Here is a 22,333-nt window from a genome sequence, read left to right as displayed (position 1 = left end):
GCGCCGGCGACGAAGGCGGACCGGGAAGCACTCAGGTACGCGACAGCGCATTGCGGCCAGGCCGCGACGCCTTCGCGTCCGACGCCGCTGCCTTCAGCAGTTTCTGGAACGACGGGCATTCAGCGTGGCGAGGCGCCGGACACACCGCGGCATGCTTCAGGCTGCGGCTCATCGCGCGCAGCCGCGCAACAGTGCGGTCGATCTCGTCGGCCTTGGTGGCCAGTAGCCGGCGGTCGATGTCTGGCTCGCCATTGGGCAGGAACATCGAGCGGATCTCGTCGAGAGCGAAGCCTGCTGCCTGCCCCAGGGCAATGAGTGCCAATTGATCCAGCACCTCCGGCGCGTAGCGTCGGCGCGCGCCCTGCTCGCCCAGCGGCGAGATGAGCCCCTTTTCGCCGTAGTAGCGCAGCGTCGACGCAGGCACGCCCGAACGACGGGCGACTTCGGAAATGTCCATCGGCGAATCCATTGGTGACTTGACTTCAAGTTGACTTGAACTTGCATAGTGATGCCACGACACGCACCCGTCAACCGGAAGGAACCAACACCATGCAATTCGCCGACATCGCAACCACGCTGGCCGTCGGGCTCGGAGCCACCGCGCTCATGGACCTCTGGCTGTTGCTGCTCCAACGCGCCGGCGTGCCCACCGGCAGCTTTGCACTCATCGGCCGCTGGGTCGGCCACTTCCGGCAGGGGCGCTTCGCGCATGACGCCATCGGCAAGGCCCCGCCCATCGCCGGGGAAATGGCGCTGGGCTGGCTCGTTCACTACGCCACCGGCGTCGCCTACGCCGGGCTGCTGGTCGGCATCGTCGGCCCTTCCTGGCTCGATCGCCCGACCGTGTTGCCGGCCCTGGTCTTTGGCATCGCGACCGTCATTGCGCCACTGTTCGTCATGCAACCGGCGATGGGTGCCGGCTTTGCGGCGTCCCGCACGCCGACGCCCATGCTCGCCTGCCTCAGAAGCCTGGCCAACCACGCCGTCTTCGGCCTGGGCCTTTTCGTCAGTGCCGCCGCCGTCGCCTGGATGGCTCGGTAACGGCATGCATTCCCCCAAGCGCCGCATAGGCCTTCGTTCCGTGCGACATCAAGACCGCCCGGATGTTCAGTTGTCATGTCGCCAAAGCCTGGAGCGCCTTGGCGCGGCGCTTGCTTGCTAAGGCGAGTCACCCAGAATTCGATCCATGATTCCCAAGAAATACGCGCCGATGCTCTTCGGCTTCATCCTGTCCGGCCTGATGTCGCTGCTGGTCTCCGGCGTTTCCACCTATCGCGTGATCGGCGCGGCCGAAAACTTTCTGCCCACCTGGGGCACGTCGTGGGCGACCGCGTGGTCCATCGCGTTCCCGGTGGTGCTGGTGGTGGCCCCGCTGGCCCGTCGCCTGGTCGATCTCCTCGTGCGCGACACGCGCGAGGTCCACTAGCGCCCGTTGCCGCTCAAAAGCCGCGCAGGTCCGTCACCGGCAGCGTCAGCGCGGGCTGCTTGGTGATGAGGGCCAGCGTGCCGGCAATGGTGTCGATGTCGTTGTCGAAGCATCCGTGGCTGGCGCGGATGAACTGGTCGGGCTCGGCCACGCGGACCCGGTCGGCCTCCAGCAGGCGCGTCCGGTCGCCCAGTCCCGCCACGGCGAAGGCATTGCGCCAGTTGCCCAGCGCCTCGCCGGTGGCGGACGATCCATCCCACGCGGCATAGGCGGGATCGAGCACGTTGGCCATCCCAAGCAGCGGCGTACGGACATCCGGCTCCAGCGCGTTCGACACCAGGTACAGCAGCGACTTGCGGTAGATGGCCGCCACGCTGTCGTCGCGCTCGTTCTTCTCCGAGAGGATGTTGAGGTAAAGCCGCTTCATCAGTTCCTGGTGCGGCGCGTAGTAGCGATTGGCAAACTGCACGGTGCAGGCCGGCGCATAGAGGTGGATCGACGCGATGCGCTGCGACAGCCCGCGCTGCGTCAGCACCTGGAGCATGTGGCCCAGGATGATGGATCCCGCCGAATGCCCCACCAGGTGGATCTCCAACTCGTCACCCCACGTGCGGCAAAGGTTCTGCAGCGCGGTGACGAGCAGGTCGCAGCCGCGCGTGGGGTTGCAGGCGAAGTCGGCGTTCTCCTTCATCTCGCTCCACAGCGGGCGGGCCAAGGGACGGCCGATGGTCTTTTCCACCATCGCGTCGGTCGCTTCGATGAGGCTGTCACGCAGCCCTCCCGCGCGCGCGGGTTCGCGCCGGAACGCATCCCCGATGATGTCGCCGATGGACTCCAGCAGCCCCGTCTTCCACACGAGGAAGAGCGGGTAGCAGCCGTTGCCGATGAAGTAGCGCCCCATGACGCGGGCGCGCATGATCGCGTCGGCCTCGCTGTTGAGTCCGCCGTGGGCATAGATCACCAGCCGCCTCTTTCCGTCCGGCGACTTGGGCGACATCGGATCGCGGAACCACTGATCTGGCAAGCCGCAGGCCTGGAACAGCAAGGCGCGGCTCAACTCGTCCTGCGTCAGGTACTTCTGCACTCGGCCATCGTTGCCGAGAACGATGCTGTGTTCGTAGGCCCGCGCTTCGTCCCAGGCGCTGGCAGGCGCGGCAGCGCTGCGATCGTTGACTGCGACGGTGCGGCTCGACAGGCGCCCGACCACCACGCCTCGCACGCCCAGCGACGCCACCCACGCATCCATCGCGTTGGCCAGCCAGTCTTCATAGTGCAACAGCGCGAAGCCGCCGGCACCCCAGTCCGGTCCCCAGGAGTTCTGGATGACGAAGCCATGGGTGTTGAAGCCCACCAGCGCGAACGCATGCCCGCCGGTCTTGGAGGCCCGGCCGTCGAAGTCGATGCGCGGCAGCGTCTCGTGCGTGAGCTTGGCCGAGCGCGTCGGTCTGACGTTCTGCCAACCCTCATGGGTGAAGGCCGACACATACACCGCGCCGACCTGATGGATGGCAGCCTGCAGGTCCGTGATCGACTGGATGTCGACGCGGAAATAAACCCCCAGCGTCAGGTCGGCAGCGCGCTGCGCATAGCCGTAGCGCGGCCGGCTGACGCCGCCAGCGTCGTACGGCCAATCGTTTTCCAGGCAGACGCCATGGTGGAACCAGCCCTTGAGCGCGCCCCTGCAACTCGAGCCGTCGTAGTCCTCGCCGGCGTACTCGTCGTAGCGGCGCGCAAAGTTGTAGAGCATGCGCGGGCTCACCGATTCCAGCTTGGCCGGGCAATCGGCCTTGCGCCAGCGCGCGTAGTTCACGACACAGGCCAGCCCGAAGCCGGTGCAGGCGCCCTCCTGCCCCTGGTCGAGGATCAGCTTGGCCCGGGTGTAGATCGAGAGGTACTCGCCCACCTTCTCCTGCGATGGGCATTCGTCTGGCAAGGTCAGGGGTGGCGGCAGGTAAGGCCGGTCGCGCAGGTCGGTGGGATCCTTGCGCACGTCGAGCGTGCGGGCCGCCTTGACCGGCATCGCGCTGACTGCCTGCACCGCGGGCGCCACCGCCTTGCCGCGCCTTCCCTTGGCGCTGATGCGCGCGCCGGTAGAAGCCACCAAGGTCGGCACCGCCACCACCGGCCAGACGGTGCTGGCGATCTCGAACACGCTGCGAAAGCGGTCCAGCCCGTGCGAGCCGCCGTTGACCAGCTTGCGCGCCGCTGCGTAGTTGCTGGCCGCGAGCGCCTTGCGCATGGCGTCGACGCGGTCGGCCAGAAAGCTGACGAGCAGCATTGAGGCGATCTCCGGCGCGTTGGCCCAGTCGGGGTTACCCACCAGGTCGATGCCCAGGCGCTGCGAGTAGGTCCTGTAGTTGGCCTTGCCGGTCAACTGCACGAAGCCGCGGCCCCGGTAGCGCGCACCGTCGCCTGGCGCGTCGTTGCCCAGGCGCCCGTCGTACGCGCTGAAGGGCGGCAGGCCCGGCTTCGTGTTGAACTGCGACGGGTATTCGGAGATGGGCAGAAAGCCTTCGCTCTCGGCGCGGATGGTGCCCAGCGCGGCCAGGATCATGGATCGATCGGTCAATCCTGCTTCGGCCAGCGACGCACACACATAGGGCAGGTAGCGCGCAATGTTCGAAGGCTTGGTCGCCGGGAACAACCTGCGCACGGACGCAAGGTCCAGCGAGAGCTCCAGCGGCTGCGGTGCCTGCAGGCCCAGCAGCACCTGGCAATACGGACCGACGATGCCGTCGGCCAGAATGCCCACGCCGGCCTGCCAGCGGCGTGCCGCCGCCTCCGTGTCAGCGTCGAAGTCACTGCCGGTGGCGAGGCCCGGAAACACCGCCGCCTCGCTCCCCAGTTCCTTGGCCAGCCTGGCCTTGAGTGCCTTGACCTGCGCGTTGTCGTCGCCCTTGACCAGCAGCATGTCGGTCTCCTCCGCCCGGCATGAGCGGGCGACGCACATTAATCCTCCAACGACGCTCCCGGCAACCCGGCAAACGGACTAGCGCCAATGCACGAGGGCCGACCGCAGCGCGTCCTGGGACTCGGGCGGCATCACGTTCAGGCGCGCAAAGCCCGGCAGGCCCATCGTCGTGGTGTGGCGCAGCTTGATGCCATGCGCATGACGCAGATGAACCACCAGGTCGATCAGGTCACCCCCGATCCGATCCGGCGGCGGCCGGGCGCAGAAAAAGCTGGTGGTGCTGGGCAGGCAATGCCAGCCCATGGCTTCGAGGCATTGGATCTGCCGGCTCTTCCATTCCCGCAACCGCTCATGGCTGCGCGCCACCCATTGCTGCGTGGCGGCCGTCGCCCAGCTTTGCAGCAGCGCCACGCCATGCGCGCCCACCGGCCACGACGGCTGGAGGGCCTCGATCCGATCGGCCAGACCGCTGCTTCTGCCGATGCCCTGCTGGCGCGAAGGCGCGATTGCATACGCCCCGCGAACGCCAGTCAGGCCCAGGGCCTTGTTGGGCGTCCAAAGCGCCCAGGCTTCGGGGACATCGGCCGGCGCACCCTGCAGCTGCAAGGGCGTGTAAGCGCGGTCGATCACCACCGCCAGCGCCGATGTCATCGCCGCATGAGGCACGGGCGCAGCCTGCCCCGTGGGGCTCGACGGATCGCAGACCCAAACCAGATCCGCCTGCTCAGGCTCGACCAGCGGCAGCCCGTGCGCTTGCGCGGCGCGGGCGTAGTCGCCGTAGCCGGGCTTCGGCACCGCCACGCCACGGCCGCCGAGAATGGCGACGGCCGCGCTGATGCGCGAGATGAATTCGCTCGCGCTGGCGGCCAGGTGAACTCGCTCCGCTTCGACGCCGTGAAAGTCGGCAAGACGCGCTCGCAGATCCCGGTAACTCGGATCCGGGTAGCGCGTCGAATCCGCCGCGGCGACCGCCGCCAGCGCATCCGGGCACGGCCCACAGGCATTGGCGTTGGTCGAAAAGTCGTGCAGCGGAACGCCCAGCGCGTCCGGCCCGCCATGCACGGGAGCGGGCGACATCATCGCGGCATCGGCAGCGTCATCGCCGCGTCCGTCGTTGCATCCGACGCCCACAACGCGAGGCTGCCAGCCAGCGCACTCAGCACGACGGCCACGCCGGCAAGGCGCAGGGCGCGCGTCGTGTCGGCCTTGGCCGGCAGTCGGCCGCTTTCATTGAGCAGGTAGACGCCCGGTTTGCCCAACCGAACGCCCAGCAACATGGCCATCGCGGCCATGGGCCAGCCTCCGTTGGGCGATGGCGTGCGCCGGGCCTGCGAATGCAGGCCGATGATCCACCTGCGGTCGGCCAGTGCCAGCAACAGCGCGGTGACACGCGCGGGCACCCACGACAGCACGTCGTCCGCCCTCGCCGCGAATTTGCCGGCCCATTCCCAGTTCCGGCCGCCGCGCGCACCCCGGTAGCCCCACATCGCATCGGCCGTGTTGGCGAAGCGGTACAACGCGGCGCCGGGCAGGCCCGCCAGCACGAACCAGAACAGCGGCGCCACCACCGAATCGCTCAAGTTTTCTGCCAGCGATTCGATGGCGCTTTCTCGCACGCCGTGCTCGTCCAGCCCGCTCACGTCGCGGCTGACGAGGCGGCCCAGCCGCTCACGACCCACGTCGAGCGAAACAGCCAAGCCTTGTTCGACGGCCTGCACTTCGCTGGCAAGCATCCGCCAAGCCAGCATCGGCTTGAGCAGTGTGCCGGCAAGCGGCACGGCGATCCATGGCGTCAGTGGTTCCAGAAGGCGTTGCCCTGCCCAGGCCACCCACAGCACGATGCAGGCGCCCGCCGCCCAGGCCAATGCGCCCGCCAGGAAGCGTGTGGCCGGCCCGCCGTGCGGTGCGTGGTCGGCCGGCGCAATCCGGCGGCCCGCCCAACTTAGGTAACGCCCCATCCAGACGACCGGATGCAGCCGAGCCGGCGGCTCACCCAGCAGCCGATCGATCGACAGTGCGCACCACAGCACCAGGATCGGCACCCAGGCGCCGTCGCCGGTCACCAGATCAATCCTCGATGCCCCGCTGCGCGGGAATGCCGGCCTTGAAGGCATGCTTGACCATCTGCATCTCGGTCACCGTGTCGGCCAGCGCCACCAGTTCGGCCGGCGCTCGGCGACCGGTGAGCGCCACGTGCACCTCGCGCGGGCGCTCGCGCAGCGTTGCGAGCACCTCGTCGAGCGGCAGCCAGCCGTAGATCAGCGGATAGGTGATCTCGTCGAGCACGACCAGGAAGTAGCGGCCCGATAGGATCGCTTCGCGCGCCCTCGCCCATCCGTCGCGCGCGAGCTGGGCCGAGTGCTCCAGGTCCTGGCTCTTCCAGCTGAAGCCGTCGCCCAGTCCTTCGATGGGAATGCCGATCTGCTCGAACATGCGGTGCTCGCCGAAGCGCGCACTCGGTACCTTCATGAACTGATAGATCTTCACCGCCTTGCCGCGGCCGTGCGCGCGCAGCGCAAGCCCGAAGGCGGCCGTGCTCTTGCCCTTGCCGTCGCCGGTGTTGACGATGACCAGGCCGCGGCGTTCGCCCTCCGGCTTGTCGTAGGGCTTCGCGGTGGGTGGCGTTTCGATCTTCATGCTGGTTGCCCTTTTCCGGTTCTGTCTATTGCGGCAGCACGACCCACTGGCCCGCCACCTGATGAATCGCGATCCGATGGTCGAACACGCTGGCCAGCGCGGCCCGGCAGGCCGCATCCGCCGCGCGGCCCTGATGCACGACGCGGCCTTGCGCCAGCACCAGCAGCTCGTCCGCCTGCAAGGCCATGCCGAGCTCGTGCAGAACGCTCACGACCGTGTGGCCGGCGTCCACCAGGGCACGCACGGTGAGCAGCCAGTCGGCCTGGTGCGGCGCATCGAGGTTGGCCAGCGGCTCGTCCATCAGCAGCACGTCGGCGTGCACCGCGAGCGCGCGCGCCAACAGCACCCGCTGGCGCTCGCCGCCGGACAGTTGGCCCAGCGGGCGCTCACGCCAGTCCCAGCTTTGCGTCTGCCGCATCGCGTTTTCGACGGCGGCGCGATCGAGGGCACTCGGCGCGCCGAGCCAGGCCTGATGCGGCAGGCGCCCGAGCATGACCACATCGTGCGCCAGCAGATCGTCCGTGCCGCCCTCGTTCTGGCCTAGCCAGGCGAGCGTGCGGGCGCGGCTCCTGCCGCTCCAATCCTCCATGTCGCGGCCCATGAGTTGCACGCGCCCGCGAGCCGCGGGAAGCAGATGGGCCAGCGCCTTCAGCAGCGTGGTCTTGCCGGCGCCGTTCGGGCCGACCACCGCCGTCCATCGGCCCGCCGGAATGGCGAGCGCAGGCACATCGAGAATGCGCCGCCCATGCAGAACGACCTGCAGGTCGCGGGCGCCGATCGCAACCTGCGTCACAGGCGCCTCCGATGCATGAGCCACAGCAGGTAGCCACCGCCGAGCAGCGCTGTCACGCCGCCGACCGGCAATTCCTGGGGCGCCAGGACCCAGCGCGCCAACACGTCGGCCGCCAGCAGCAGTGCGCCCCCCATCAATGCGGACAGGAAGACGAGCCAGTTGTGCGTCGGCTTGACCACGCCGCGCACCAGGTGCGGCGCCACCAGCCCGACGAAGGCGACCAGGCCGACCTGCGCCACGGCCGCGCCGGTCGCCAGCGCCAGCGCCGCGATGAGCGCCACGCGGATCCACGGCAAGGCGATGCCGAGGCTGAGCGCGCTGGCCTCGCCGAGCGTGAGCGCATCCAGCGCACGCGCAAAACCCACCGACGGCACCAGGCACACCAGCAGCGCACCACCGAGCAACGCGACACTCGGCCAACCGAGGAAACCGGTGGTGCCCAGCACAAAGGCTTGCATGGCCCGCATGATGTCGGGCACCCACAGCACCACCATCGCCGCCACGGCGCCGAGCACCATGCTGACGACCACGCCCGCCAGCAGCAGCCGCAGCGTCTGCTGCACGCCGCGCGCCAAGGCCAGGGTCACCATCACGGCCAGCACGGCGCCGAGGAAGGCCGCACCGGTCATACCCAGCCGAGCGGCCCAGCTGCCGGCGCCGGGCGACGATCCAAGCAGAACCAGCAGCACAGACACGCCAAGGTTCGCGCCGGATGCGCTGCCCAGCAGGTAGGGATCGGCCAACGGATTTCGGAACAGGCCCTGCGCCAACGCGCCGCCGAGCCCCAGCAACGCACCAGCCAGCCACGCGCCGATGGAGCGCGGCAGCCGGATGTCGCGCACGATCTGCATCGCCGTCGCATCGCTCAACACCTGGCGCACGCTTTCCAGGCCGGTGCTGCCGATGCACACGCCGAGCACGACAAGGCCTGCGCCGAGCAGCGCCATGGCGCAGGCAAAGCCCGCCTTGCTGCTCATGCCCGCACCGCTCATGGGAAGTGCTTCTCCAGGCAACGCGCCATGATCTGCGCCGCCTCGACCATGCGCGGCCCGGGCCGCACAAGCACGTCACCCTCCGCGGCCGTGAAGACGCAGACGCGGTTGTCACGCACCGCGTCGATGGTGTCCCAGCCCGGTCGCGCGGACAACGCCACCGCATTGCGATCGCCCACCATGATCACCTGCGGATTGGCGCGCACCACGAATTCCGGGTTGAGCTTGGGAAACGGCCCAAGCGATGCAGGCACGACGTTGGCCGCGCCCAGGCGTGCGAGGGTCTCGCCGATGAATGAGGATTCGCTGGCTGCATACGGCGCGCTGTTGACCTCGAAATAGACGCGCTTGCCGCGCGCTCGCTTCGGCACCTGCGCGGCCGTTTCGCTCACGCCGGCGTCCAGCTGGCGCCAGAGCGCGTGCGCCTGCGGCTCACGGCCCAGCACCTGGCCGACCTTGCCCAGCACGCGCTCCATGTCCTTCATCGACTTGGGCTCCAGTGCCATCACCCGCAGGCCCAGGCCTTCGAGGCGGCCAGTCACGCGGGCCGACTTGGCCAGCAGCACCAGATCGGGCCGCAGCGCGACGATGCGCTCGACGCTGGCATCCTCCAGCCCGCCGACACGCGGCAGCTGCCGGGCCGCCTCAGGCCAGTTGGAATAGTCGTCAACGCCCACCAGCCGGTCGCAAGCGTCAAGCGCGCACACTGTCTCGGTGAGCGACGGCAGCAGCGAAACGATGCGCTGCGGCGGCTTGTCGATCGTGATGGCGACACCCCGATCATCGACCAGCGTCTGCGCGCTCGCCAGGCCCACCGTCCAGAACGGCATGGCGGCCAGCACGGCCTGCACCACGAGGAACCGCATCGCGCGCATCATGGCGCCGGCTCCTTGATGACGAGCGGCAGCCCGGCCACCATCAGCGTCACCCGCTCGCAGGACGCGGCGACGCGCTGATTGAGCAAGCCCAAGGCATCGACGAAGCGACGCGTGTCGCGGCCCAGGGGAATCACGCCCAGCCCGATCTCGTTGCCCACCAGCACCACCGGGCCGCGCGCCTCGCCCAGCGCCAGCAGCAGCGCGTTGATCTGGGCGTCGGCGTCGTCGGCAATGTCAGGCTCGGCACCCGCATCAGGGCCAGCCGGCATCAGCAGTTGCGTGAGCCAGACCGTGAGGCAGTCGATCAGCACCAGCGTGTGCGGTGCTTGATGCGCCCGCAGCGCCTCGGCCAGCTCCCGCGGCGCTTCCACCGTTTCGAGCCGAGGCACGCGCGCTGCCCGATCCAGGCGATGCCGCGCGATGCGCTCGCGCATCTCCTCGTCGCCGCCCAAGGCGGTGGCCAGCAGCACCGCGCGGTGCGCCGAAGACTGCGCCAGCCACTGCGCCGCGAGCGATTCGCCGCGCCGTGACTTGCCGCTTTTCTGGCCGCCCAGGATCAGCTCACGCCGAGCCGGTGCGGCCAGATCGCTGCGCTGCATGCTCAGAAGGTTGGGCTCCACTTCAGTCCCACGTAGAAGGTGCGGCCGTCGGTGGCGTAATTGCGCACCAGTTGGTAGTCCTTGTCGGTCGCATTGTCGAGCCGGAGCAGCAGGTCCAGATCCCGGCCGAGCTTGCGGCTCACGCTCAGGTTGAGCAGGCCGTAGCCGCCCAGCTCGATCGTGTTGGCCGCATTGGCATAGCGTGAGCCGGAGGCGATGACTTCGGCGCCCAGCAGCCACTGCCCCAGGCGCCAGTCCACACCCAGCGTGCCGTACTGTCGAGCACGTTGAACCAGCACGTTGCCGGTGTCCAGATCGCGCGGGTTCTGCCAGTCGAAGGAGCCGCGCAGCGACACGTCGCCGATGCGGTGCGTGGCCGTCAGCGTCACGCCTTCGTACTGGGCACGCGCCGTGTTGCCGTAGCAGCCGAAGAAGGACTGGCACGCGCTCGACGAATAGTCGAATCCGATCAGGTTGGTCACACGGTTGTGGAAAGCCGTGATGCCGAAGCTGCTCGCGTCCTGCCTCCACGTCAGGCCGGCCTCGTAGTTCGTGCTTTCCTCGGGCTGCAACGTGGCCACGCCGTATTCGCTGAAGCGCTGGTACAGCGTGGGCGCACGGAAGGCCGTGCCGGCCGATGCGCGGATTCGCCAGGCCGGTGTGATCGCGAAGCCGTAGGCGGCGCTGCCGGTCGTGAAGTTGCCGAACTCGCTGTCGTCATCCTCGCGAATGTTCAACTGCAGCGTGTGCGGACCCTGCGCGAAGCCGTAGCCCAGTGCCACCCCGTTCTGCGCACGCTTGCCCGACAGGCCCGGCGCCGCATAGGGGCCGATGCCGGGTGCGTTGTCCAGCTCGTCCTCACGTCGCTCCAGGTCGGCCGTCAGGCGGTGCGGGCCGAACTGCAGTTCGTTCTGAAGCAGGTAGCCACGCAGGCGCGTTTCGGTTTGATAGAAGTCCGGCGTGCTTCGGTAGAGGCTGTAGGAATCGGTGACGGACAACTTGGTGCGATAGTGGTCGGTCCATTGCGATGACCAGTTCAGGCCCGCGGTGCGCAACTTCTGATGGTTGCGGTCGTCCACCGGATTGGCCGGGTCCCAGCCGAAGTTGTCGTAGTCCGAATCCATCGTGTTCGCCAGCAGCGTGCCTTCGATGCGCTGGCGCGGATTGATCTGCAGGCCCAGCCTCACATTGCCGGAGGTGGTTTCGTAGCCGTCGCGGTCCGTGTCGAAGGTTGCGGCGTCGGTCGTCGCGTTGAAGCCCTTGCTGCGCTCGCTGCTCACGCCCAGCGAGTAGTCGAACAGACCGCTTGCGCCACTGACGCCGGTCTCGGCGCGCCAGAGCGAGTGGGAGCCGACGCCCACGCCCACATACGGCGCAACGCCGGCCTCGCCCTTCTTCGTGAACAGCTGGATCACCCCGCCGATGGCGTCCGATCCGTAGACAGCCGCGGCCGGGCCGCGCACGACCTCGATGCGGTCGATCTGCGACAGCGCAATGGCCTGCCAGGGCGCGCCGCCCGTCGACTGCGAATCGACACGAACGCCGTCGATGTAGACGGCGGCGAAGCGCGTTTCAGCGCCGCGGACGTAGACGCTGGTCGTGGCCCCCGGACCGCCGTTGCGGGAGATCTGGATGCCCTGCACCCTGGCCAGCACATCGGCCACGCTTTGTGCGCCGCTGCGCTCGATCGCTTCGCGGTCGATCACCGAGACATCGGCCAGCGTGTCGGCCAGGCGCTGCGGTGTGCGCGTGGCCGTGACCACGGTCTCTTGCAGGGCGGGGGCCGTGGTCGGCAACGCCGATTGCGCCCAGGCGCCGGCGGCCATGGCCAGGCTCGTGGAAACGAACAGGGGACGCGCAAGCGTGCGCGTGCGGCGGCGCGAAGCGGCACCGTTGCGGTTGGAAAACTGATTCATCGTGAATCCGAAAACAAGCAACCCGATCCGGCTTCCCCGCCGGATGTGTGGGCGTCATGGAACGCCCATCGCCGTGGCGACATGCGTTCCTCCTCGTTGGCCGGTATCCGGGCTGACAGCCTTTCGTCGCCTTCCCAGGCACCTGTTTCAGGGCGCCCAGTGGCTGATTGACGAAAGTGCAGGCGTGCGCGCGGTACGCCATGGCTGCTGTTTGACCGTTGCGGGGGCAGCGCAGGCCAGCCATGTCCGTGAAAACGGCACCAGGCTCCTGCTTCCCGTTGAACTGCGCCGCGTGAACCACGGCGCGAGCACCAACGGCGGCGATTCTAATGTCACCCGATGGTGGCGCCCCATACAATGCGCTCCCATGTCTGTCGCCAGCCCCATCGACCAGATCGCCGAACGCGTCGAGCGTCTTCTGGTTCGTCATGAAGAGTTGCAGCGCACCAACCTGCTGCTTCAAGAACAGGTCGATGCGGTCACCCGCGAGCGCGACGCGCTCAAGTCCCGGCTGGCCGCGGCACGCACGCGCATCGAGGCTTTGCTCGAGAAGCTGCCGACGGACGACAGTTCCCAAGACCAGGCATGAATCACATCGAAGTACAGATCATGGGGCAGAGCTACACGCTCGGCTGCCCCGAAGGCGGCGAGACCCAGTTGCGCGAGGCGGTGGCGCGCGTCGACGCCGCGATGTGCAAGATTCGAGACGCCGGCAAGGTCAAGGCGCGCGACCGCATTGCGGTGCTGGCTTCGCTCAATCTTGCTTTCGAGCTGGCGCAGTTGCAGGACGCCGCCAACGCCGCAGCGGCCGCGCCTGCGCCTTCCGCAACGGCCGCCGGGCCGCAGGAGTCCGATCCGCGGCTGTCGCAGTTGCTCCAGAGGCTCGACGGCGCGCTGGCCGGCGATGGCCACCTGCTCTGAGCAAAAACAACGCCGCGATCTCGGCCCGGCCTGCACGCGCTCGCCTCAACAGGCGTAAAATTCGAAGCGTCTGCGGTGCGCGTCGGGCTTTATATTTCCTTGAACCAATGCTCTATGGAGCCCGGGCTTGGTAAATTGCTTGGCGGGCGTGATCATCTCGCGTCAGATGAACCCGAAGCCCTGCTGCCCTCGCCCACCTGAACCCTGCGTTCAGGATGACGGTCCGGCGGCATTCGCAGACACCTTTTTCCTTGTGCGTGCCGCGTCGGCACCACATCTTGCGGCCGCCAAACCAACTGCGCGGCACGCATTGCCGGGTTGACCCCTATTGAACCGGGCGGCCCCGGGTAAACTCAGGCACTTGTTGCTTCCATGACCGTGGCGCCCGCTCACAGCGCGGCGCGATGCGCTCAGCGTCTTTCAGGCGCGCAATCCCTTCTTGGCAACGGCCCCGCATGTCGGGGCCGTTTCTTTGTCTTTTTCCATTTTTTCGTCCGCGCCTTCCCATGTCGATTACCCCCTGGATCATCCTTGAACTCGCCGCCCTGGGTCTGGGCTCGGGCTTCCTTGCGGGGTTGCTGGGGATCGGCGGCGGCATGGTGATGGTGCCCTTCATCACCATCATCCTGGGCGAACGCGGCGTGGCGCCGGGAATCGCGGTGAAGATGGCCATCGCGACTTCGATGGCGACCATCATGTTCACGTCCATTTCGAGCGTTCGCGCGCACCACAAGCGCGGTGCTGTTCGCTGGGACATCGTGCGCCATCTGGCGCCTGGCATCGTCGGCGGCAGCCTGATCGCGAGCATGGGTGTGTTCGCGCTGCTCAAGGGCGCATGGCTGGCCATCTTCTTCTCCGTGTTCGTCGCCTTCTCCGCCACGCAGATGTTCCTCGACCGCAAGCCGCCACCGTCGCGCCAGATGCCGGGCACCGTGGGCCAGGTCGGTGCGGGCGGCCTCATCGGCTTCCTGTCGGGCCTGGTGGGCGCGGGCGGCGGCTTCATCAGCGTTCCGTTCATGACGTGGTGCAACGTGGCCATCCACAATGCAGTGGCCACCAGCGCGGCGCTGGGCTTTCCCATCGCGGTGAGCAATGTGGTGGGCTATGTCATCAGCGGCCGCTCCGCTTCGGATCTGCCTTCCGGCTCGTTCGGCTACATCTGGCTGCCTGGGCTGCTCGTCATTGCGGTGTGCAGCATGCTCACGGCGCCGCTGGGAGCCAAGGCGGCGCATGCGCTGCCGGTCAAGCGGCTCAAGCGCGTGTTTGCCACCATCCTCTACGCGCTGGGCGCGTACATGCTCTGGAAGGGCCTGCACGCCTGACACTCCGGCGGCGCGTGGGGTCAATGGCCCTGCACTCGCGCCGCTTGTCTAAGATGGTGCGCACTGCGGCAGTGCGCCGTCCCACCCATCCTCAGAAGAGAGTGCGCATGAAGATCATCCTTGCCGTCGACGGCAGTGCCTACACCGCCAAGGCCCTCGACTACGTCGCCACCAATCGCGCCATGTTCGTGGACGGGCACGAACTGATCGCCGTGCACGTCTGCACCGGCATCCCTGGTCATGTGACGCGCCACGTCAGCAAGGACGTGGTCGACGACTACTACCGCGACGAACAGGACAAGGTGCTCGGTCCCGTCAAGGAGAAGCTCGCGGCGCTGGCCATCAGCAACTACCGGATCGATGCGCGCCACGGCCACGCCGCCAAAGAGATCATTGCTTCGGCCACGCAGAACGGGGCCGGCTTGATCGTCATGGGCACGCACGGCCACGGCATCTTTGGCCGCGCGCTGATGGGCTCGGTGGCGACCAAGGTGGTGGCCGAGAGCGACACGGCGGTGCTGCTGGTTCGCTGACGCGGCGCGGCGCCTGCCGCGCATTTGTCGTCAGTTGCCGAACAGGCCCTTGTGCTGCTCCCGAAGCAGCGCCTTCTGGACCTTGCCCATGGTGTTGCGCGGCAGTTCGTCGACGACGAAGCATCGCTTGGGAATCTTGAAGTTGGCCATCTGCGCCTTGAGGGTCGCGATGATCTGATCCGGATCGAGCTTCGCCCCCGCCCGGGCAATGACCACGGCCACGCCCACCTCGCCGAAGTCTGGATGCGGTGCGCCGATCACCGCGCTTTCGGCGACGCCAGGCATTTCGTTGATGACGCCTTCGATTTCTGCCGGATAGACGTTGTAGCCGCCGCTGATGATCAGGTCCTTGCTGCGGCCGACGATCGTGACGTAGCCCAGCCCGTCGATCTTGCCCACATCACCGGTCTTGAAGAAGCCATCGGCGGTGAATTCTTCCTGGGTCTTCTCCGGCATGCGCCAATAGCCCGCGAACACGTTGGGGCCGGCCACCTGAATCGCACCGATCTCGTCGGTGGTGCAGTCTTCATCTCGTTCGTTGCGCACGCGCAGCTGCACGCCCGGCAACGGAAAGCCGACCGTGCCGCCGCGGCGTTGGCCCTGCACCGGGCTGTAGGGGTTGGACGTGAGCATGACGGTCTCGCTCATGCCGTAGCGCTCGAGGATGGTATGGCCGGTGCGCTCCGTCCAGGCATTGAAGGTCTCGATCAGCAACGGCGCGGAGCCAGAGATGAACAGCCGCATGTTGCGCACGGCCTTCTTGTCCAGCGCGCGTTCACCCAGCATGCGCACGTACAGCGTCGGGACACCCATGAACACCGTCGCGTCCGGCAGCCGCTCGATGACGCGCTTGGGGTCGTACTTCGCAAACCAGATCATCTTGCTGCCATTGAGCAAGGCGCCGTGGATCGCCACGAACAGCCCATGCACGTGGAAGATCGGCAGCGCATGGATGAGCACGTCGCCACCCTCTTCCGCGCTGCGCCAGCCCCAGTAGTCCTTGAGCACGCGCGCATTGGACAGCAGGTTGCCGTGCGTGAGCATCGCGCCCTTGCTGCGACCGGTGGTGCCGCTGGTGTAGAGAATGGCGGCCAGGTCGTCCTCGCCCTTGATGGCCACGCGATGGCGATCGCTGCACTGTGCGGCCAGTTCGAGCAGCGTTCCGGTGCGATCGTCGTTCAAGGTAAAGACATGCTGCGTGCCGGCAGCCTGCGCCAAGGGTGCGGCCCAGGACGCGTTGGCGCTGCTGCACACCAGCACGGCCGGCTCGGCATTGCCGATGAAGTATTCGATCTCGCTGCTGCGATAAGCCGTGTTCAGCGGCAGGAAGACATAGCCCGCGCGCAACGTGGCGAGGTACAGCATCATGGCCTCGACCGACTTTTCCACCTGCACGGCGATGCGTGCACCGGGCTCCAGCCCCAGCGCGTCGAGCAGGTTGGCGATCATGGCGCTGGCCCGGTCCAGATCGCGCCAGGAGTAGAAAAGGCCGTTGTCCGTCTCGACGGCCACGGCGTCCAGATCGCGCGGGAAAGCAGCGCGCAGCGCGGCAAACAGATTGGCGTTGTCGGTGTTCTTGGTCATGGTTGCGCTCAGTTGTCTCTTCAGAATCTTGGGGTGCGTTTTTCCAGGAATGCGCCGATGCCTTCCCGATGCTCGAGCGTGTCGGCGTAGGCGTAGGCATCGGCCACCAGCGCATCGATGCCAGCGCCTCGCGCCAGGGCGGTGAAGGTGGCCTTGTTGGCGCGCGCCGCCCGCGGCGCCAGCGTTGCAATCTTGCCGGCATGCTCGACGGCGGCGGCGGCCACATCGGCATCGGGCAACACACGAAGCAGAAAACCCGCGTGATACAGCCGCTGAGCGTCGTGCACGCCGGCCGCGAACAGCATGTCGCGCGCCAGCACGTCGCCCACGGCGCGCTGCACGAGCGCCGCCTCGCGTGGGGCCATGGGAAATCCGAGCTTGGCGATGGGTGCGCCAAAGCGGCATGACGTGCCGGCGATGCGGATGTCGCAGCAGCTTGCGATCTCGACGCCTGCGCCCATGCAGGCCCCTTCGATCTGCGCGACCACCGGCACAGGGCAATCGAGCATCGCCTGCAAAGCGCCCCACACCTCCGCCTCATGGAACTGCGTCAGCTGCGCGGTGTCGTAGCGAAAGCCGGGGTACTCCGAGATGTCGCCGCCGGCGCAGAAGTTGCCGCCATCGCCTCGCACGATCACGCAGCGCAGTCGGGCATCGGCATTGAGCGACTCGAAAACCGCGCGAAGCGCGAGCCACATGCCGCGCGTCATGGCATTCAGGCGCGGTGGATTGGACAGGGTCACAATGGCCAACGCGCCGTCACGTGCAAGGCGCACGCCGTTGCTGCTCGTTGATTCGGCTCCGGCCACGTCGTTCGAAGTGTCTCGACTGTCTTGGTTCACGCAGCGCACTCCATCAATCCCGCAGGCCATCGATTTCGCGCGATACAGGAATCCGCCCTTGCGCCAGCAGGGTGCGATGCTTGTCCAGACGCTTGAGGTCGTAGAGGTAGTTCACCATCAGCCCATAGGACTGCTTGAGCCCCTTGGGCGATGGGTCGCCGCCCCAGTTGAGCCGCTCCACTCTTGCACCGTTGCCCAGATGGAAGCGCGCCACAGGGTCGAGGGGCTGTCCGTCCTTCAACTCGCTGCCGAGGTAGCGAGCGCTGGCGCGAACCAGCCATTGGCGGACGGGTGACTTGTTCTCCAGCGCCAGCGGCTGCTCGAGCGAACGCAGCAGGTCGGGTGCTTCCACCTTCGGCAGTCCCAGCGCACGCGCCAGCTCGGCGCGGCGCTTTTCGTCGGTCGCTTCCAGCAATGCGGCAGCGTTCTTGTTCAGCCATCCACGCAGGCCGGGAATGGGCGAGAGCGTGGCAAACACCTTGAGCTTGGGAAACTCCTCGGACAGCGTCTCGACCACGCGCTTGATCAGCGAATCGCCGAAGCTCACGCCGCGCAGCCCCACCTGCGTGTTGCTGATCGAATAGAAGATGGCTGTCGTGGCGCGCGTCAGGTCGCCTGCGGCCGCGGTCTCGTCGAGCAAAGGCGTGATGCCGTCGCTGATGTGGTCCAGCAGCGCAACCTCGACGAAGATCAGCGGCTCATTCGGCAGGCGCGGGTGGAAGAAGCCATAGCAGCGGCGATCGCTGTCCAGGCGGTTCTTCACATCCGCCCAGCTTCGGATGTCGTGCACGGCCTCGTATCGGATCAGCTTCTCGATCAGCGATGCGGGCGAATCCCAACTGATGCGGCGCAGTTCGAGAAAGGCCACGTCGAACCAGGTGGAGAACAGGTGCTCCAGTTCGGCTTCCAGCGCCACCAGCCGCTTGTCCTCGCGCAGGTGCGGCAGCAGTTCCTCGCGCAGGTCGATCAGGAAGCGCATCCCCGCCTCGCCCATCGAAAAGCGCTGCAGCAGTCGGGCGCGGGGCGACACCAGCGCGCGGCGCAGTCGCACCTCGGCCTGGCCCGCCTCTTCGCCGCGCTCCACGGCGGCGTCGAACTGCGCGCGGGCCGACTGGATCTTGTTGGAGTCGGGCGCAAAGCGCTCGCTCATCAGGATCCACACATCTCGCCGGCCATCGGCATCCAGCGAGGCATAGGCCTTGGCCACGTCCGCGGCGCGGCGGCCCGCTTCCACCTCGCTCAGGCGAGCATCGACGATGGCCTGCAGGTCGGACAGCATCTTGCGCAGGTCGCGCGGCGACAAGGCCTCGCCGGGGCGACGCAGCGTGGCTTCGAGCCGCTCTTCGAGCGAACGCGGGCCGCGTGGCGCGCGGATGCTCTCGGCCAGGCTGCGCATGCTGTTGCCGGTCATGGTGAGGATGGAGGTATTGCTCATGATGTGGCGATCCTTGATTTCGACAGGCGTGCCACCTCGCGCAGCGCCTCGCGTTGCCGGTTCAGGTGCGTGCGCATCGCGGCCTCGGCGCCCTCGCTGTCGCGGGCGCGCAGCGCGGCGAACACGGCCATGTGTTCGGACAGACTCTGGTCCAGCCGCCCAGGCGCGTGCAACTGCTGCAGCCGCGCGAGCTTGAGGATCTTGCGCAGATCGCCGATGACCTGCGCCAGCCAGCGGTTGTCCGCCAGGAGAATGATGGCTTCGTGGATGGCGTAGTTGGTGGCGTAGTAGTCGTTGATACGGCCCGCTCGGGCGTGGCGCTCCAGCTTCTCATGCAGCGCGGTCAGCGTCGCGATGTCGGCGTCGCTGGCGTTGCGCGCGGCCTCGAAAGCGCAGCGGCCTTCCAGCAGGGCGATGACCGGGAAAATCTCGTCCAGGTCGCGTTGCGTGACTTCGGCCACGAAGCAGCCTCGGCGCGGCTCGTGGCGGAGCAAGCCTTCGGCGGTGAGCACCTTCAGCGCTTCCCGCAGGGGCGTACGCGAGATCTCCAGCCGGGCACACAGCGCCGCTTCGTCCACGAAGCTGCCTGGGGCGAGGCGGCCGGCGAAAATCTCTTCGCGCAGCGTGGCCGCGACCTCGTCGTGAAGGGAGTTGTGAACCACGCGCAAGACTTCGTCCGAGATGGCTGCTGGATAATTACGCGTAATTATGAGAAAGACCGACGCGGCGGGCAACCCCCTGCCGCCCAAGCCAAGGCGCCGCGTGCGCGCCGTGTCGCCGCTTCCGATGCGCGATGGCGTGAGCGCTAGCTGGGTGATGCTGCCGGACGGTCCCTGGTCCACGCTGCTCGATTTCTTCGAGGAACGGTTTCCGCTCGTGACGCGCCAGCAGTGGCACGACCGCATGCGGGCTGGCCTGGTCGCCGATGCCCAGGGTCGGCCGGTCGAGCCCGAGGCGCCGTACCGCGCGCACCAGCGCCTTTGGTACTGGCGCGAACTCGACGACGAAGCGGACATCCCTTTCGAGGAGACGGTGCTGTATCGAGACGAGCGCATCCTGGTGGCGGACAAACCGCATTTCATGCCGGTGGTGCCGACCGGGCGCTATCTGCAGAGCAGCTTGCTCGTGCGGCTGAAGCGCCGCCTGGGCATCGAGACGCTCTCGCCGCTGCATCGGATCGATCGCGGCACTGCGGGCATCGTGCTTTTCTCGGTCGACAGCGCACTGCGCGAACCGTACCAGGCGCTGTTCCGAGACCGTGCCGCGCACAAGCAGTACGAGGCGATCGTTCATTGGCGGCCTGGGCTGGAGCTGCCGGCCGTGCATCGCAGCCACCTGCGCGACGACGAATCATTCCTGCGCACGTGCGAACAGTCTGGCGCGCCACCGAACTCCGAATCGCGCATCGAACTGCTGCGGGCCAATGGCCGCTTCGCGCATCTGAAGCTGGAGCCGGTCAGCGGCCGCAAGCACCAGTTGCGCGTGCACTGCGCCGCCCTGGGCGCGCCGATCGTGAACGACGACTACTACCCCAAACTTCTACCGGAAGGCCCGGACGACTTCTCGCGACCGCTGCAGCTGCTCGCCCGGGCGCTGAGCTTCGTCGATCCCTTGGACGGCCGCGAACGACACTTCGAGAGCCAGCGCCGCCTGGGCATGGAGTCCCAGGTGCACGCTACGGACAGTTGAAGTAGTGTCAGCGCGCCGCGGCCTGCGGCGCTGGAGTCACCCGGCCGGCACTCCAATAGAGCCAGACGCCGAAGGCGATCATCGGCACGCACAGCCACTGGCCCATGCTCATGTGAAGCGCCAGCAGGCCGAGGAAGTCATCGGGTTCGCGGAAGAACTCGGCAATGAACCGCATGGCCCCATAGCCCATCAGGAACACCGCCGACACCCGGCGCGGCAGGCGCGGCTTGCGTGCGTAGAGCCACAGGATGATGAACAGCAGCAGGCCTTCGAGCAGGAACTGATAAACCTGCGAAGGATGCCTGGGCATCATCGAGCCGCTTTGCGGAAAGACCATGCCCCACGGAAGATCGGGGCTGGAAAAGCGCCCCCACAGCTCGCCGTTGATGAAGTTGCCGACGCGCCCCGCCGCCAAGCCGGTGGGCACGCACGGCGCGACGAAATCCATCACTTGCCAGAATGGCCTGCCGCGCGAATGCGCATACCAGACCATGGCCGCGATCACCCCCAGCAAGCCGCCATGAAAACTCATGCCCCCCTGCCAGACGAAGAACACTTCGAGCGGATGCGTGAGGTAGTAGCCCGGCTTGTAGAAGAGGCAGTAACCGAGCCGCCCGCCCACCACCACGCCCATCACGCCCAGGAAGAGGATGTCTTCCACGTCCTTGCGCGTCCACGGCTGTGGCAGGGACACCGAGCGGAACGGCTCGTGCGCGAGCCGACGCGTGCCCAGAAAGTAGAACAGGCCAAAGGCGACGAGATAGGTCAGGCCATACCAGTGGATGGCGATCGGCCCGAGCTGCAGCGCAACGGGGTCGATGTGGGGATACATCAGCATCTCTTTATTGTGCCTGCGCGCGCTGACGCTGCCGTTGCACGAACTGCACGAAGCGCTGCAGCGCGGGCCGCTCGACCTCCGGCGGCCACACCAGGCTGGTCTCGCAATCGGGCAGCGTCGCAGCGACCTTCTTGCCGCGCCCGCCGCGCCGCACGGGCAGCACCAGTTCGTCCGCCTTTCGATAGACCACGCCGGCACGCCTGAACTGCATCACGCTTTCCGGCACCCAGGCCACGCCCAAGCCGCCCCACACGAGGTTGACGATGGTCTGCATCTGGATTGCCTCTTGTGCGACCACTGGAACGCGCCCCGTGCCGTGGTAGAGCCCCAGGATCGCATCGTGAAGCGACGGCACGATCCGCCGGGGAAAGATCACCAGCGGCTCGGCCAGGACTTCATCCAGGGGCACGTCGCTGCGTGAAGCCAACGGGTGCCGGGAAGGCAGTGCCAGCACCAGCTGCTCCTGCGCCACAGATAGGCTTTCAAGTCCGGGCGGGGCCGCGCCGGGTGAATGCAGCATCAGCCCGGCATCGATGTCGCCGCGTGCGAAGGCCTCCAGTTGCACGTCGCCGGTCGCCTCGACCAATTCAAGCGCCACATCGGGGCTGGCCGCGCGAAAGTCGCGCACCCATGCCGGCAGCTGCTCGAAGCCGATGGTGGAGACGAAGGCCAGCCGAACGCGCCCCACCTCCCCCGCCGCGGCGGCGCGCGCACGCTCCGGCAGCGAATTTGCCCGGGCCAGCAGTTCGCTCACTTCGGGCAAGAGTGCTTCGCCGGCGGGCGTGAGCGCCACCCGGCGGCGGGTGCGATCGAACAAGCGCACTTCGAGCGCCTTTTCGAGTTGCGCAATGGCCTGCGTGACGGGCGGCTGCGTCATGTGCAGCCGCGCCGCCGCACGGCCGAAATGCAGCTCCTCGGCGACCGCCAGGAACTGCCGCCAGGCACGAAGCTCAATGTTTCGACTCATTCACACAGCATATCAATGGCCCCAACTAAATGGATTGGAAGCTATCAATG

General features: G+C 67.4%; 23 protein-coding genes and 1 riboswitch. Of the genes, 7 read left to right on the top strand and 16 right to left on the bottom strand.

The genetic code is table 11. The annotated features are described in order from the left end of the window. Positions 1 to 31: 31 nt before the first annotated feature. Positions 32 to 457: a helix-turn-helix domain-containing protein gene (locus QTH91_RS07150; protein ID WP_286659300.1), complete on the bottom strand. Its 426-nt coding sequence runs from the start codon at positions 455 to 457 to the stop codon at positions 32 to 34. Between the two features lie 92 nt (positions 458 to 549). Here QTH91_RS07150 and QTH91_RS07145 point away from each other — a divergent pair, with 92 nt between their 5' ends. Both QTH91_RS07145 and QTH91_RS07140 read left to right on the top strand, forming a co-directional pair. After that, positions 550 to 1,041, top strand: a complete 492-nt coding sequence (locus tag QTH91_RS07145; protein WP_286659299.1) for a DUF2938 domain-containing protein — start codon at positions 550 to 552, stop codon at positions 1,039 to 1,041. Positions 1,042 to 1,186: 145 nt separating this feature from the next. Beyond that, positions 1,187 to 1,426, top strand: coding sequence for a DUF2798 domain-containing protein (locus tag QTH91_RS07140; protein WP_286659298.1), 240 nt, complete (start codon positions 1,187 to 1,189; stop codon positions 1,424 to 1,426). A gap of 13 nt (positions 1,427 to 1,439) precedes the next feature. Here the strand turns inward: QTH91_RS07140 and QTH91_RS07135 are convergent, their stop codons facing one another. From QTH91_RS07135 to QTH91_RS07095, 9 genes are all read right to left on the bottom strand, one after another. After that, positions 1,440 to 4,337, bottom strand: a complete 2,898-nt coding sequence (locus QTH91_RS07135; protein WP_286659297.1) for a C1 family peptidase — start codon at positions 4,335 to 4,337, stop codon at positions 1,440 to 1,442. Between the two features lie 78 nt (positions 4,338 to 4,415). Continuing rightward, the gene (locus tag QTH91_RS07130) at positions 4,416 to 5,417 is read right to left on the bottom strand and encodes an aminotransferase class I/II-fold pyridoxal phosphate-dependent enzyme (protein WP_368389457.1); all 1,002 of its coding nucleotides are present in this window, start codon (positions 5,415 to 5,417) and stop codon (positions 4,416 to 4,418) included. After that, entirely contained in the window at positions 5,414 to 6,409 is a 996-nt protein-coding gene (cbiB, locus tag QTH91_RS07125; RefSeq protein WP_390367220.1) for an adenosylcobinamide-phosphate synthase CbiB, read from the bottom strand. Before cbiB ends, QTH91_RS07130 begins: the two co-directional genes overlap by 4 nt. Beyond that, positions 6,405 to 6,974: a cob(I)yrinic acid a,c-diamide adenosyltransferase gene (gene cobO, locus QTH91_RS07120; RefSeq protein WP_286659295.1), complete on the bottom strand. Its 570-nt coding sequence runs from the start codon at positions 6,972 to 6,974 to the stop codon at positions 6,405 to 6,407. Before cobO ends, cbiB begins: the two co-directional genes overlap by 5 nt. 25 nt (positions 6,975 to 6,999) lie before the next feature. Continuing rightward, the gene (locus QTH91_RS07115) at positions 7,000 to 7,767 is read right to left on the bottom strand and encodes an ABC transporter ATP-binding protein (RefSeq protein WP_390367212.1); all 768 of its coding nucleotides are present in this window, start codon (positions 7,765 to 7,767) and stop codon (positions 7,000 to 7,002) included. Beyond that, entirely contained in the window at positions 7,764 to 8,759 is a 996-nt protein-coding gene (locus QTH91_RS07110; protein ID WP_286659294.1) for a FecCD family ABC transporter permease, read from the bottom strand. The genes QTH91_RS07115 and QTH91_RS07110 overlap by 4 nt, the downstream gene beginning before the upstream one ends. After that, positions 8,756 to 9,637 (bottom strand): ABC transporter substrate-binding protein, encoded by an 882-nt coding sequence (locus QTH91_RS07105; protein WP_390367213.1) that lies wholly within the window; start codon positions 9,635 to 9,637, stop codon positions 8,756 to 8,758. Before QTH91_RS07105 ends, QTH91_RS07110 begins: the two co-directional genes overlap by 4 nt. Further along, positions 9,634 to 10,236: a bifunctional adenosylcobinamide kinase/adenosylcobinamide-phosphate guanylyltransferase gene (locus QTH91_RS07100; protein ID WP_286659645.1), complete on the bottom strand. Its 603-nt coding sequence runs from the start codon at positions 10,234 to 10,236 to the stop codon at positions 9,634 to 9,636. Before QTH91_RS07100 ends, QTH91_RS07105 begins: the two co-directional genes overlap by 4 nt. A 2-nt stretch (positions 10,237 to 10,238) precedes the next feature. Then, positions 10,239 to 12,152: a TonB-dependent receptor domain-containing protein gene (locus tag QTH91_RS07095; protein ID WP_390367214.1), complete on the bottom strand. Its 1,914-nt coding sequence runs from the start codon at positions 12,150 to 12,152 to the stop codon at positions 10,239 to 10,241. An 81-nt stretch (positions 12,153 to 12,233) separates the two neighbouring features. Beyond that, a riboswitch (cobalamin riboswitch) is annotated at positions 12,234 to 12,483 on the bottom strand. 36 nt (positions 12,484 to 12,519) lie between these two features. Here QTH91_RS07095 and QTH91_RS07090 point away from each other — a divergent pair. The 4 genes from QTH91_RS07090 to QTH91_RS07075 all read left to right on the top strand — a co-directional run bounded on the left by QTH91_RS07090 (position 12,520) and on the right by QTH91_RS07075 (position 14,928). Then, positions 12,520 to 12,741: a DUF904 domain-containing protein gene (locus tag QTH91_RS07090; RefSeq protein ID WP_286659293.1), complete on the top strand. Its 222-nt coding sequence runs from the start codon at positions 12,520 to 12,522 to the stop codon at positions 12,739 to 12,741. Next, a complete protein-coding gene (locus tag QTH91_RS07085; protein ID WP_286659292.1) occupies positions 12,738 to 13,073 on the top strand; it encodes a cell division protein ZapA in 336 nt (111 codons plus the stop codon). Before QTH91_RS07090 ends, QTH91_RS07085 begins: the two co-directional genes overlap by 4 nt. Before the next feature lie 506 nt (positions 13,074 to 13,579). Next, positions 13,580 to 14,395, top strand: a complete 816-nt coding sequence (locus tag QTH91_RS07080; RefSeq protein ID WP_286659291.1) for a sulfite exporter TauE/SafE family protein — start codon at positions 13,580 to 13,582, stop codon at positions 14,393 to 14,395. Between the two features lie 107 nt (positions 14,396 to 14,502). Further along, positions 14,503 to 14,928, top strand: a complete 426-nt coding sequence (locus tag QTH91_RS07075; RefSeq protein WP_286659290.1) for a universal stress protein — start codon at positions 14,503 to 14,505, stop codon at positions 14,926 to 14,928. 30 nt (positions 14,929 to 14,958) lie between these two features. On the opposite strand, the gene QTH91_RS07070 is transcribed toward QTH91_RS07075, so the two are convergent. The 4 genes from QTH91_RS07070 to QTH91_RS07055 all read right to left on the bottom strand — a co-directional run bounded on the left by QTH91_RS07070 (position 14,959) and on the right by QTH91_RS07055 (position 19,457). Beyond that, on the bottom strand, positions 14,959 to 16,512 hold the full coding sequence (locus tag QTH91_RS07070; protein WP_286659289.1) for a malonate--CoA ligase: 1,554 nt from the start codon (positions 16,510 to 16,512) through the stop codon (positions 14,959 to 14,961). Between the two features lie 20 nt (positions 16,513 to 16,532). Then, positions 16,533 to 17,288: an enoyl-CoA hydratase/isomerase family protein gene (locus QTH91_RS07065; protein ID WP_286659643.1), complete on the bottom strand. Its 756-nt coding sequence runs from the start codon at positions 17,286 to 17,288 to the stop codon at positions 16,533 to 16,535. Between the two features lie 79 nt (positions 17,289 to 17,367). Continuing rightward, positions 17,368 to 18,765 (bottom strand): malonyl-CoA decarboxylase, encoded by a 1,398-nt coding sequence (locus tag QTH91_RS07060; RefSeq protein WP_286659642.1) that lies wholly within the window; start codon positions 18,763 to 18,765, stop codon positions 17,368 to 17,370. A 20-nt stretch (positions 18,766 to 18,785) separates the two neighbouring features. Beyond that, a complete protein-coding gene (locus tag QTH91_RS07055) occupies positions 18,786 to 19,457 on the bottom strand; it encodes a GntR family transcriptional regulator (protein ID WP_286659288.1) in 672 nt (223 codons plus the stop codon). Positions 19,458 to 19,497: 40 nt separating this feature from the next. On the opposite strand from QTH91_RS07055, the gene QTH91_RS07050 reads away from it, so the two are divergent. Continuing rightward, the gene (locus QTH91_RS07050; RefSeq protein ID WP_286659287.1) at positions 19,498 to 20,478 is read left to right on the top strand and encodes a pseudouridine synthase; all 981 of its coding nucleotides are present in this window, start codon (positions 19,498 to 19,500) and stop codon (positions 20,476 to 20,478) included. Positions 20,479 to 20,485: 7 nt separating this feature from the next. Here QTH91_RS07050 and lgt read toward each other — a convergent pair whose 3' ends face one another. Beyond that, positions 20,486 to 21,316 carry a prolipoprotein diacylglyceryl transferase gene (gene lgt, locus QTH91_RS07045; protein ID WP_286659286.1) on the bottom strand — a complete coding sequence of 277 codons (831 nt, stop codon included), beginning with the start codon at positions 21,314 to 21,316 and terminating at the stop codon, positions 20,486 to 20,488. Positions 21,317 to 21,320: 4 nt separating this feature from the next. After that, on the bottom strand, positions 21,321 to 22,283 hold the full coding sequence (locus QTH91_RS07040; RefSeq protein ID WP_286659285.1) for a LysR family transcriptional regulator: 963 nt from the start codon (positions 22,281 to 22,283) through the stop codon (positions 21,321 to 21,323). Positions 22,284 to 22,333: the final 50 nt, after the last annotated feature.

The sequence above is a fragment of the Variovorax dokdonensis genome (genome assembly GCF_030316895.1).
In the GTDB taxonomy this organism is placed as follows: Bacteria; Pseudomonadota; Gammaproteobacteria; order Burkholderiales; family Burkholderiaceae_C; genus Variovorax; species Variovorax dokdonensis.
The sequence above is the reverse complement of the archived record's forward strand: the minus strand, read 5'-3'. Positions and strand labels throughout refer to the sequence as shown.

Coding starts and splice junctions, on each gene's coding strand:
- QTH91_RS07150 (WP_286659300.1), bottom strand. CDS start 457: ATGGACATTTCCGAAGTCGCCCGTCGTTCGGGCGTGCCTGCGTCGACG.
- QTH91_RS07145 (WP_286659299.1), top strand. CDS start 550: ATGCAATTCGCCGACATCGCAACCACGCTGGCCGTCGGGCTCGGAGCC.
- QTH91_RS07140 (WP_286659298.1), top strand. CDS start 1,187: ATGATTCCCAAGAAATACGCGCCGATGCTCTTCGGCTTCATCCTGTCC.
- QTH91_RS07135 (WP_286659297.1), bottom strand. CDS start 4,337: ATGCTGCTGGTCAAGGGCGACGACAACGCGCAGGTCAAGGCACTCAAG.
- QTH91_RS07130 (WP_368389457.1), bottom strand. CDS start 5,417: ATGATGTCGCCCGCTCCCGTGCATGGCGGGCCGGACGCGCTGGGCGTT.
- cobO (WP_286659295.1), bottom strand. CDS start 6,974: ATGAAGATCGAAACGCCACCCACCGCGAAGCCCTACGACAAGCCGGAG.
- QTH91_RS07110 (WP_286659294.1), bottom strand. CDS start 8,759: ATGAGCGGTGCGGGCATGAGCAGCAAGGCGGGCTTTGCCTGCGCCATG.
- QTH91_RS07105 (WP_390367213.1), bottom strand. CDS start 9,637: ATGATGCGCGCGATGCGGTTCCTCGTGGTGCAGGCCGTGCTGGCCGCC.
- QTH91_RS07100 (WP_286659645.1), bottom strand. CDS start 10,236: ATGCAGCGCAGCGATCTGGCCGCACCGGCTCGGCGTGAGCTGATCCTG.
- QTH91_RS07095 (WP_390367214.1), bottom strand. CDS start 12,152: ATGAATCAGTTTTCCAACCGCAACGGTGCCGCTTCGCGCCGCCGCACG.
- QTH91_RS07090 (WP_286659293.1), top strand. CDS start 12,520: ATGTCTGTCGCCAGCCCCATCGACCAGATCGCCGAACGCGTCGAGCGT.
- QTH91_RS07085 (WP_286659292.1), top strand. CDS start 12,738: ATGAATCACATCGAAGTACAGATCATGGGGCAGAGCTACACGCTCGGC.
- QTH91_RS07080 (WP_286659291.1), top strand. CDS start 13,580: ATGTCGATTACCCCCTGGATCATCCTTGAACTCGCCGCCCTGGGTCTG.
- QTH91_RS07075 (WP_286659290.1), top strand. CDS start 14,503: ATGAAGATCATCCTTGCCGTCGACGGCAGTGCCTACACCGCCAAGGCC.
- QTH91_RS07070 (WP_286659289.1), bottom strand. CDS start 16,512: ATGACCAAGAACACCGACAACGCCAATCTGTTTGCCGCGCTGCGCGCT.
- QTH91_RS07060 (WP_286659642.1), bottom strand. CDS start 18,765: ATGACCGGCAACAGCATGCGCAGCCTGGCCGAGAGCATCCGCGCGCCA.
- QTH91_RS07050 (WP_286659287.1), top strand. CDS start 19,498: ATGAGAAAGACCGACGCGGCGGGCAACCCCCTGCCGCCCAAGCCAAGG.
- lgt (WP_286659286.1), bottom strand. CDS start 21,316: ATGCTGATGTATCCCCACATCGACCCCGTTGCGCTGCAGCTCGGGCCG.
- QTH91_RS07040 (WP_286659285.1), bottom strand. CDS start 22,283: ATGAGTCGAAACATTGAGCTTCGTGCCTGGCGGCAGTTCCTGGCGGTC.